This is a genomic window from Pseudomonas sp. SDO5532_S415, assembly GCF_054071155.1.
On record NZ_JBSVWS010000062.1, the window covers coordinates 18,296 to 28,918 of the forward strand.

Here is a 10,623-nt window from a genome sequence, read left to right on the forward strand (position 1 = left end):
ACTGACAACGTCGGGTATGCAGGCGTCTGCAGAACACCGGAAGTGTTCGAGGCCACCGTTTAAAGATTAGAAACCCGACGGGAATTGATGGATATAGCTGGAAAAGCACACCTGCTTTGAATGTTTGGCACAGGTCGATGACGTCAGGGATGAATCAAGGCGTCATCGACGCGAGGTGATGACAGCCAACAGCCTCAACTCCCAGCTCAGCGCACCCTGCTCCCGAGCACAGTCCAGTGCCTGAGCAAGCAAGTCCTCGACCTCTGCGTATTCGACCTGTTCCAGCCCCATGAGTACTTCGGCCTTGGTTTTCAGCAAATCCGCGAGGCTGAACAACCCCCCGGTCCGCCGCGCAAGATCGATCGCTTCGTTGATCGCGGCCAATGCGCCGGCCTTGTCTCCACACGCTCGTTGCGCCTCGGCCAGTGCCTGGAGTGCATCGGTCCTTAAAAATGTCAGTGTGCGGGGTGGCAGCGTGGCCACGCATTGCCGGAGGTGTTCAACCGCCGCCGGAAAACCACCTTGCTGCAGCAACATCAAGCCTTTGAGGAAATGAATCACCTGATGGCGCACCGCTACTTTGTAGTCCTGGGCGACGTTCTCCAGTTCGTGGATGAGGCACTCGGCCTGGTCCGACTCTCCATTACTGAGCAGGATCGGAAAACACAGCGTCGCACACAGGCAGAACGAATCCGGATGGCGCCTGCTCTCGTTGATGGCGCTGATCGCCAGCTGCAACGCCTGTGTCGGCATGCCGCGTATCCACTTGACCCGTGCCGTGCCGAGGCTGGCAATGGTTAGCTCCTTGCTCTCGAAGTAACGCAGTGGGCGCAGCGCGTGCCTGGCCACAAGATCGGCACCTGAGAGGTAGCTTTCATCGGCTGCCATCTGGTTACCCGAGAAGTGCCAGGACGCGCCCGCCATCCACCGGGCAATCACGGCCTCGCCCGGCCCACCTTGATCGCGGGCGGCAGTGGTATAGGACTCACTGACGGACAGCGACTCCTGAATCCTGCCGTTTGCGATCAATACAAGGTGAAGACCGGCGAGCAGATGAAACATCGAGTGGCTGTCATCCAAGCGCCGTGACAATGTCAGCCCGCGCTCCAAAGTACTCGTCACTTCACCGTCATACTCACCACCGCAGTAGTAGGTGATGGCCAATGACTCAAGCAGACCAAGCTCGAGTGTCGTCGTACAGAGGTGGTCGGGCAGCATCCTGAGCGCGCGTTCGCAGCAACGCTTGCACTCCATGAGCAGGCCAAGCTCCAGGAACAAGGGCGCTGCAAGGCTGCTCATTTGCGCTGCCAGTGCCGGATCTCGCCCGGCAACGAAGGACCACTCCAGCGCCGCACGTACGTTACCGATTTCCGGCAGGCGAAAAGGGATGCTGCGGGCGGCGGATTGGCCATCGGCATAAACCCGAAGTTGCTCTGCGTAATACAGGGCATGGCGCAGAGCGATGGAGTCCTTCATACGCAGTTTTGCCAATCGGGTAGCCGCGTAGGCCTTGGTCGTCTCAAGCAACCTGAAACAGGTTTCACCGTTCACCGGATGCACCGCGACCAGCGATTTATCCACCAGATCCCGAATGGCCTCTTCCACCTCGAAGGCATCGGTTTGCTCATCCGCCGCCACCGCCACCGCAGCCTCTACCGGAAATCCTCCGCAAAAAACCGACAACCTGTAGAGAATCCGCTGATCTCGTGGGGTGAGCAGATTGTGGCTCCAGTCGATCATGGCCTCGACCGTCTGATGGCGTGGACTGGCATCGCGTTGACCTTTCCAGTGCAATGCGAACTGATTATCGAGCAGGTTGGCAACACCCTGTATGCCGTACGCCGCGACGCGACTGGCCACCAGGCCTATCGCGTGGGGATTGCCATCCAGACGGCGGCAAAGCGCGGCCACGAGCAGTGCATCATCATTGCTCAAGCTTTCTCTGGCCCCGCCTTCCTTTGCCCGCTCAATGAACAACCGGATGGCAGGCCAATCCATAGCCTGCCTGGCACTAAGGCGCTCTGTGTCGGGGGGAGTCGCCAAGGGGTGTAGCGGATACACGAACTCGTCTTTGACCCGCAAAGCTTCCCGGCTGGTGGCTAAAAAAGACACTGTCGGGGTGGCTGCCATGATCCGCCGACAAAGATCGACCACCGCCGCGATGACATGCTCGCAATTATCGAGAACAATCAATGTCCTCTTCGCCGAAAGCACTTCCAAAAGCTCGGCAAACAACTCCGTGCCTGTGGGGCGGTACCCCACCGCCAAGGCGAGCGCCTCCATGACCCGCTCGGCGTAATCCACCGTGTTTTGATCCACAGTGCTCAGATCCACGAAGAAGATCGCATCACCAAACACATCAAGGGCATGGGCGACTAGTACAGCCAACGTCGTCTTCCCTGCCCCGCCGGCACCGACCACTGTGACCAAGCGCCGGTCCGGGATCACCTGCGAGAGTTCGGCAACACTCTCCTGGCGCCCGACGGCGCCTCTCAACGGTGCGGGGATATGCGATAGCACCCTGGACGCTTCTGCCGCTTGCGCTATCAGTGTCTGCGACGCTGCCGATCGCAGCTGATCACTGCCTTCGATGTGTTCTACCGCTGCAACAAAGCAGTACCCACGCCCCGGCACATTGGCGATGTAACGAACGCCGTCGAGCCCGCACCCGAGCGCCTGCCGAACGTTGGCAATCTGTATACGCACATTGGATTCCGCAACGACCAGTCCGGGCCAACCGGCGGCCATCAACTCCCGCCGTGTCATGACCTTGCCATTGCCTGCAACCAACGCCGTCAGGATGTCGAACGCTCGGCTTCCCAGCGATACGTCCACGCCATCCTTGCGCAAAATACGAATGCCGGGATACAAGCAGAACGGTCCGAAGACGAACCCATCGCTCATGATCTGTTCTCTTTCGATCGTCTGCGAAACACCTGACGATCGATGGCTCTGGAAACCCACTACACATCTGTTTGGGTTTAGTGGATATCCAGTTCAGGAGCCAGCGCATTGAAGTAAAACTCGATCAATGGCGACCGGGCCGAACAGATCTGCGCGGATGTTCACGTTCCCGGCAGGAGCAATACTTGCTCGCGATGGATGTCAACGATGACGCTGTCCGTCTGAATGAACGCGTTGCCTGGACATTCTTCGCGAGCAGAGCTCGCTCCTACAGGCGAGGGGATTTTTCCCCGCTAGTCTGCGTAGCAGGCCCTTTTTTTGGGGTCGCTGCGCGACCCAGCGGGAGCAAGCTCCCTCGCCACAAAAGGTGATCCAGCACCTCGACATCATTTGCTGGCCACGACCTTGTTGCCACCACTGTCCCACCCTCCTCCCAACGCTTTGTAGATGGCGACGATGGCACGGTACTGATCGGTCTCACCCAACGCCTGGGCATCCTCGGCATTCAGCCGTTCCCGTTGGGCATCGAGCAGCACCAGATAGTCCACGGCGCCTTCCTTGTATTGCGTCTGCGCCAGATCCGCCGCCGCCCTGCTTGACTCGCTTTGCTTGATCAACGACAGCAACCGCTGCTGGCGTTTGCCGTAGTCACTGAACGCGTTTTCCGATTCCTCCAGCGCCAGCAGCACTTGCTGTTCATAGGTGGCCAGGGCGCCTTCGGCGTCGGCATCCGCGCCGCGAATGCGTGCTCGCACGCTGCCCAGATCGAAGGCGGCCCAGGTGATGCTCGGGCCGAGGCTCCAGGCCCGGGCGGCGGCGGAGCCGATTTGTGAACCGCGTCCGGCGGTGAAGCCGAGGAAGCCGCTCAGGCTGACCCGGGGGAACAGGTCGGCGGTGGCCACGCCGACGTCCGCCGTCGCGGCGGCGAGCCGGCGTTCGGCCGCCAGTACATCCGGGCGGCGGCGCAGCAGTTCGGCGGGATCGCCGATGGGCAGTGACTTGGCGATGGCCGGCAAATCTTTCGGGCTCAAGGACACGCTCAACTGGTCCGGACGCTCACCGAGCAAGGTCGCGATGCGGTTTTTCTGCCGCACCTGTTCCGCTTGCAGTTGCGGCACGCTGGCTTCGACGGCGGCCAGGCGTGCGTCGGCGCGCACCACGTCGAGTTCGTTGCCGACGCCGGCATCGCGCAGGCTGACCGTGACGCTGCGTGAGTCGTTCTGATTCTTCAGGTTGGCCAGGGCGATTTTTTCCCGCAGTTGCGCACCGCGCAGTTGACCGTAGGCATCGACCAGTTCGGCAATCATGGTCACCCGCAGTTGATACAGGTCCGCCGCTGCCGCGTCTTCCCGGGCATCGCTCGACTCAAGTGCCCGCTGGATGCGTCCGAACAGGTCGATTTCCCAGGCCATGTCCAGGCCCAGATCGTAGCGCTCGGTGTTCACCCGGCTTTCGGTCTGGCCCGGTACCTGTGATTTGCCTTGCAGGCTGCTGACGCGGCTGGTGACCACCGGCAGGTTGTCGTTGCTGATGTCGTCGCGAATCGCCCGGGCCGCTTTCCAGCGGGCAAAGGCCACGCGCAGGTCGCGGTTGCCTTCCAGGGATTTGCTCACCAATTGGTTCAGCGTGGGGTCGTCGAACTGTTGCCACCACACCGTTTCGAATCGCGACTGATCGTAGTTGGCGGCTTTGGCATAAACGCTGTTGGCCGGCGGAGTATCAGGGGTCCTGTAGTCCGGCCCCACCGTGCAGGCGGCCAGCGCGGTCACCAGGAGGCTGGGCAGAAAAAGCTTCAGGGCATTCATGGTTGCACCTCCAGGTTCAGCACGTGGGCTTGCTTTTTGGCTTTCTTGCGTTCGATGTAGCGGCGAATCAGGACGAAGAACACCGGCGTCAGCAGCAGGCCGAAGAAGGTCACGCCGAGCATGCCGGAGAACACCGCCACACCCATGGCACGACGCATTTCCGAACCGGCGCCGGTGGAGGTCACCAGCGGGATAACGCCCATGATGAAGGCGAACGAGGTCATCAGGATCGGCCGCAGACGCATGCGGCAAGCGTCCAGTACGGCGTCCAGCGGCGACAGGCCCTGGTCCTGCCTGTCCTTGGCGAACTCGACGATCAGGATTGCGTTCTTGCATGCCAGGCCCACCAGCACGATCAAGCCGATCTGGGTGAAGATGTTGTTGTCGCCCTGGGAAATGATCACCCCGGCAATCGCCGACAGCAGGGTCATGGGGACGATCAGGATCACCGCCAGCGGCAGGCTCCAGCTTTCGTACAACGCCGCCAGTACCAGGAAGGCCAGCAGCACGCAGAGCGGGAACACCAGCAGTGCGGTGTTGCCGGACAAAATCTGCTGGTAGGTCAGGTCGGTCCACTCGTAGGTCATGCCGTTGGGCAGTTCCTCTTTCAGCAGTTTTTCGATGGCCGCCTGGGCCTGGCCGGAGCTGTAGCCGGGCGCCGCGCTGCCGTTGATTTCCGCCGTCAGGAAACCGTTGTAGTGCGAGACCCGGTCGGGACCCGAGGTCGGAGTGACCTTGACGAAGGTCGCCAGCGGAATCATCTCGCCGCGATCATTGCGCACCTTCAACTGGCCGATCTGCTCCGGCTCCTGACGGAACTGTTGCTCGGCCTGTACGTTGACCTGATAGGTCCGGCCAAAACGGTTGAAGTCGTTGGCGTACAGCGAGCCCAGGTACACCTGCAATGTGTCGAAGATGTCGTTGATTTTCACGCCGTGGGTCTTGGCTTTTTCCCGGTCGATGGCAGCCTCGACCTGCGGCACGTTGACCGTGTAACTGGTGAACAGGTTGGCCAGTTCCGGAACGCTGCGGCTCTTGGCGATGATGTTCATGGTCTCTTTGTAGAGCTCGTCATAGCCCAGGTTGCCGCGGTCTTCGATCTGCAGGCGGAAACCGCCGATGGTGCCCAAGCCTTGTACCGGCGGTGGCGGGAACACGGCGATGTAAGCATCCTGAATGCCGCCGAATTTGCCATTGAGCGAAGCGGAAATCGCCTTGGCTGACAGGTTCGGGTCCTTACGCTCATCGAACGAACTCAAGCCGATGAACGCGATACCGGCGTTCGGGCTGTTGGTGAAACCGTTGATCGACAGGCCGGGGAACGCCACGGCGCTGTCGAAACCCGGCTCGTTCATGGCGATGGTGCTCATGCGGCGGATCACCGATTCGGTGCGATCCAGACTCGCGGCATCCGGCAGCTGCGCAAAGGTCACCAGGTACTTTTTGTCCTGGGTCGGCACGAAACCGGTGGGCGTGGTGCTGAAGCCCATGTAGGTCATGGCGATCAGGCCGGCGTAGACCAGCAAGGCCACGCTGCTGCCACGAATGACTTTGGCCACGGCCACCATGTAGCCGTGACTGGCCTTTTCGAAGAAACGGTTGAACGGCTTGAACAGCCATCCACCGAGCAGGCGATCGAGCACTCTGGAGAAACGGTCTTTCGGTGCGCCATGGGCCTTGAGCAGCACCGCCGCCAGTGCCGGCGACAAGGTCAGGGAGTTGAACGCCGAGATCACCGTGGAGATGGCAATGGTCAACGCGAACTGTTTATAGAACTGCCCTGTCAGGCCGGAGATGAAGGCCGCCGGCACAAACACCGCGCACAGCACCAGCGCCGTGGCGATGATGGGGCCTGTCACTTCGCCCATGGCTTTCTTGGTCGCTTCGACCGGCTCCAGCCCGGATTCGATGTTTCGTTCGACGTTCTCCACGACCACGATCGCATCGTCGACCACGATGCCGATCGCCAGTACCAGACCGAACAGCGACAGCGCGTTGAGCGAGAAACCCAGCAGGTGCATCACGGCAAAGGTACCGATCAGCGACACCGGCACCGCCACCAACGGAATGATCGAGGCGCGCCAGGTTTGCAGGAACAGGATCACCACCAGCACTACAAGGATCAGTGCTTCGAACAGCGTGTGCACCACCGCTTCAATCGAGCTGCGCACGAAGATGGTCGGGTCGTAGACGATCTCGTAGTCCATGCCTTCCGGGAAGCTCTTCTTCAGCTCGGCCATCTTCGCCCGCACCTGGTCGGAGACGTCGATGGCATTGGAACCCGGCCGCTGGAAGATCGGCATGGCCACCGCTTCCTGGTTGTTGAGCAAGGCGCGCAAGGCGTATTGGTTGGAACCCAGTTCGATCCGGGCAATGTCCTTCAAGCGAGTGATTTCGCCGTCCGGGCCACTGCGGATAATCACGTTCTCAAACTCTTCTTCAGTGACCAGCCGCCCCTGGGAGTTGATCGACATCTGGAAGCTGGTGGCATTCGGCGCAGGGGGCGAACCCAGTTGCCCGGCGGCAACCTGACGGTTCTGTTCGCGCACCGCGTTGACCACGTCGGTGGCGGTGAGATTGCGCGAGGCGGTTTTGTCCGGGTCGAGCCAGATGCGCAGCGAGTAGTCGCCGATGCCGAACATCTTCACATCACCGATGCCGTTCAGACGCGACAGCTCATCCTTGACGTTGAGGATCGCGTAGTTGGACAGGTAGAGCATGTCGTAGCGTTTGTCCGGCGAAACCAGATGCACGAGCAAGGTCAGTTCCGGCGAGGCCTTGTCGACGGTGATGCCGATGCGCGTCACCTCATCCGGCAGCTTGGGCTCGGTGCGGGTCACGCGGTTTTGCACCTGGACCTGGGCGTTATCCAGATCGGTGCCCAGGGCGAAGGTCACGGTGAGGGTCAAGCGGCCGTCCGCCGTGGATTGCGACGACATGTACAGCATGTTCTCGACGCCGGTGATGGCCTGTTCCAGCGGCGCGGCGACGGTTTCGCCGATCACCTTGGGGTTGGCCCCCGGATAGCTGGCGTGCACCACCACGGTCGGCGGCACCACTTCCGGGTATTCGCTGATCGGCAACTGGAACAGCGAGATAGAGCCGGCGATCAGGATCAGCAGCGACAGCACCGCCGCGAAGATCGGTCGCGTGATAAAGAACTGGGAGAATTTCATGTCGGTGGGCCCTTATCCGCGAGGTGAAGTCGCGGCATCTGTCTTCACCAACGTGGGTGATTTGACGGAAGCCGGGGCCGAAATGGCCGGTTGATTGCCTGCTTCAATGGCCTGGCGCTGGCGGGTCAGGGTCGCGACGGTTTCCGGGTCGGCCATGGGGGCGTCCTGTGGGGTGACCACGGCACCGGGGCGAACCCGTTGCAGACCGTTGATGACGATGCGGTCCTCTTTCTGCAAGCCACTGCGCACGATGCGCAGGCCTTCAAGCTTCGGCCCCAGATCGACGTTGCGGTACACGGCCTTGTTGTCCTGATCGATCACCAGCACGAACTTCTTGCCCAGGTCGGTGCCGACCGCTTCGTCCTTGATCAGCAGACCGGAATAAGCCGCGCTGCCCACCAGTTTCAGGCGAGCGTACAGGCCCGGGGTGTATTGGCTGTCGGTGTTGTCGAATACCGCGCGGCCACGAATGGTGCCGGTCTTGGGATTGACCCGGTTGTCGACGAAGTTCATCTGCCCCAGGTGAGTGTTGCCCTCCTCGTTCGACAGGCCCATGTACACCGGTGTGGTCTGACTGCGCTGCCCCTGGCGGGAGAGCTGGCCGTACTTGAGGAACAGGCGCTCGTCGGCATCGAAGTAGGCGTAGACCTTGTCGGTGGACACCACGCTGGTCAGCGGCGTGGTGTCGGCGGTGACGATGTTGCCGGCGGTGATTTCGGCACGGCTGACGCGGCCGGTGATCGGTGCGGTGACACGGGTAAAGCTCAGGTTCAGGCGTGCCAGGTCGAGTTGCGCCTGGATGGCATCGACGCCGGCCTTGGCCTCTTGCGCGGTGGTGGTGCGGGTATCGGCCAGTTCGGCGGAAATCGCGTTGCTGCCCAGCAGTCGCTGGCCGCGCTGCGCTTCATTGGCGGTGCGAACCAGCGTGGCCCGGGCTTGTTGCAACTGGGCTTCGAAACGATGCACTTCGTGTTCGAACGGCCGCGGATCAATCTGGAACAGCAGGTCGCCCTTCTTCACCAGCGCGCCGTCAGTAAAGGCCACCCGTTCAATCTGCCCCGACACCCGTGGACGGACCTCGACGGTTTCCGGCGCTTCCAATCGCGCGGTCACCTCATCCCACTCGGTGATGGGCTGCTCGATAACCTTTGCGACAGTGACATGGGGCGCCCCCGGTGCATTGGCGGCGACAGGCGCGCGGTCGCACGCGGTGAGCATCGTGAGGGCCAATGCGGCAAACGGATAACGAAAAGCTTTGAGTGACTGTTCCATGGGGGTGTCCGCCAGACGGTTAAGGGATTTACGAAGTCTCGGCCTCGCGCGAGGCCTCGACGAATCGAACAAAGTGAACTTGGGTATCAGTATTAATGATGATCGTCATGTATAAGGGCAAAAAAAAGGCAATCGCCCTGCTCAAGCCTTGGTATCGGCGATTGCACTGCACACGCAATCCAATGCCGGGCCCAGCGTCTGCGCGACCGAAATGGCGCGGGGCGTGGGCCGCATTTCCCGGCCCATGCGCTTGAACAATGGGTCGTTAAACAAGGACCGCAAACGCCTCAGCGCCCCGCTGACCGCCGGTTGGCCCATCGAGAGCCTTGATGCCGCCCGGGTGACGTTGCGCTCCTGGATGAGGGCTTCGAACACCACCAGTAGATTCAGGTCTATTGCGCGCAGATCATTACGTTTCATAACGTGTCCACCTGGTATTTGCGCTGACGATATATTACGACCATAATCATTACAAGCCTCTCGGCGACGACTTGCACAAGGCAAGCGCACCTGGCCACAGGAGCAGCTGATGAAAGTCACGAAAGACAAAGCCGCAGCGAACAAAGAAGCGATCCTCACGGCCGCGTCCCGGCTGTACCGCGAAAAAGGTATCGACGGCATCGGCATCGGCGAGCTCTCGCGCTCGGTCGGGCTGACCCACGGCGGGTTTTACGGGCAATTTCCCGGCGGCAAGGAACAGCTGGCATCGGAAGCCGTGACCCGGACGTTCGAGACCAACATCCGCAATTGGCAGAACGCCAAATCGATTCCGGAACTGGTGAAGGGTTATCTGACCCAGAAACACCTGGATAACTGGACCGAAGGCTGCGCGATCCCCGCGCTGGCAGCCGATGTGGCCCGCACCGGCGGCACCGTCAGCCAGTCATTCACCCAAGGCATCGAGCAGTTTATTGAAATCCTGATGCCTTTGGTTGAAGGCGAAAGCCAGGAGGAAAAACTTCAACAGGCGCAGCAGGTCATTGCCTCGATCGCCGGCGCCATGCTCATTGCCCGGGCGGTGGACAAGCCTGAGTTGGCGAAGCAATTTTTGAGGTCGGTGATCGATGGTTGGTCGTCTTGAAGGGGCACACTGGGGTTGGGGGTATATCCATTTTTTGGGTGATGGCGACTTAAGGTTCCGCCCTTACGGCGGGTCACTTTTGAAAGAGCCCAAAAGTAACCAAAAGGCTCTTGCCCCACCACTCGGTGCCTCGCCTAGGCTCGGCATGCCCTCACTCCGGCATTGCTCCGTGGGCCGCCGAGATGGGCCATCCCTGGCCCAGCGCGGCTAAACCGGCGTCCTGCCGGTTTACCCCCGGAGCAATACCTGCGTTCGGCCATCGTGGTTTAACGGGGCGCCCAGATCCAAAGCCAAAACAAGGCGGCCTTATAGCCGACCTGACTTGGCGGATGTGCTCATTCCCCTGTGGGAGCGAGCCTGCTCGCGAAGGACGTCAACGATAACG

At 61.0% G+C, this 10,623-nt stretch carries 6 protein-coding genes; 1 reads left to right on the forward strand and 5 read right to left on the reverse strand.

All coding sequences use genetic code 11. The features are described from left to right. Positions 1 to 162: 162 nt before the first annotated feature. The 5 genes from ACW9HW_RS15560 to ACW9HW_RS15580 all read right to left on the reverse strand — a co-directional run bounded on the left by ACW9HW_RS15560 (position 163) and on the right by ACW9HW_RS15580 (position 9,577). Positions 163 to 2,904, reverse strand: coding sequence for an ATP-binding protein (locus ACW9HW_RS15560; RefSeq protein WP_457400652.1), 2,742 nt, complete (start codon positions 2,902 to 2,904; stop codon positions 163 to 165). 386 nt (positions 2,905 to 3,290) lie between these two features. Continuing rightward, positions 3,291 to 4,709 (reverse strand): efflux transporter outer membrane subunit, encoded by a 1,419-nt coding sequence (locus ACW9HW_RS15565; RefSeq protein ID WP_457400654.1) that lies wholly within the window; start codon positions 4,707 to 4,709, stop codon positions 3,291 to 3,293. Continuing rightward, positions 4,706 to 7,885, reverse strand: coding sequence for an efflux RND transporter permease subunit (locus tag ACW9HW_RS15570; RefSeq protein WP_457400656.1), 3,180 nt, complete (start codon positions 7,883 to 7,885; stop codon positions 4,706 to 4,708). The genes ACW9HW_RS15565 and ACW9HW_RS15570 overlap by 4 nt, the downstream gene beginning before the upstream one ends. Positions 7,886 to 7,897: 12 nt before the next feature. Further along, positions 7,898 to 9,157: a multidrug efflux RND transporter periplasmic adaptor subunit MexE gene (gene mexE / locus ACW9HW_RS15575; RefSeq protein ID WP_457400658.1), complete on the reverse strand. Its 1,260-nt coding sequence runs from the start codon at positions 9,155 to 9,157 to the stop codon at positions 7,898 to 7,900. Positions 9,158 to 9,298: 141 nt separating this feature from the next. Beyond that, the gene (locus ACW9HW_RS15580) at positions 9,299 to 9,577 is read right to left on the reverse strand and encodes a LysR family transcriptional regulator (protein WP_457400659.1); all 279 of its coding nucleotides are present in this window, start codon (positions 9,575 to 9,577) and stop codon (positions 9,299 to 9,301) included. Between the two features lie 109 nt (positions 9,578 to 9,686). Between ACW9HW_RS15580 and ACW9HW_RS15585 the strand changes: the two genes are divergently transcribed. Next, complete coding sequence (locus ACW9HW_RS15585) at positions 9,687 to 10,238, forward strand: TetR/AcrR family transcriptional regulator (RefSeq protein WP_095193660.1); 552 nt, start codon at positions 9,687 to 9,689, stop codon at positions 10,236 to 10,238. Positions 10,239 to 10,623: the final 385 nt, after the last annotated feature.

What these genes read in the sequence shown, in the direction of transcription:
- ACW9HW_RS15570 (WP_457400656.1), bottom strand. Translation starts at nt 7,885, where the DNA reads ATGAAATTCTCCCAGTTCTTTATCACGCGACCGATCTTCGCGGCGGTG.
- ACW9HW_RS15580 (WP_457400659.1), bottom strand. Translation starts at nt 9,577, where the DNA reads ATGAAACGTAATGATCTGCGCGCAATAGACCTGAATCTACTGGTGGTG.
- ACW9HW_RS15565 (WP_457400654.1), bottom strand. Translation starts at nt 4,709, where the DNA reads ATGAATGCCCTGAAGCTTTTTCTGCCCAGCCTCCTGGTGACCGCGCTG.
- mexE (WP_457400658.1), bottom strand. Translation starts at nt 9,157, where the DNA reads ATGGAACAGTCACTCAAAGCTTTTCGTTATCCGTTTGCCGCATTGGCC.
- ACW9HW_RS15585 (WP_095193660.1), top strand. Translation starts at nt 9,687, where the DNA reads ATGAAAGTCACGAAAGACAAAGCCGCAGCGAACAAAGAAGCGATCCTC.
- ACW9HW_RS15560 (WP_457400652.1), bottom strand. Translation starts at nt 2,904, where the DNA reads ATGAGCGATGGGTTCGTCTTCGGACCGTTCTGCTTGTATCCCGGCATT.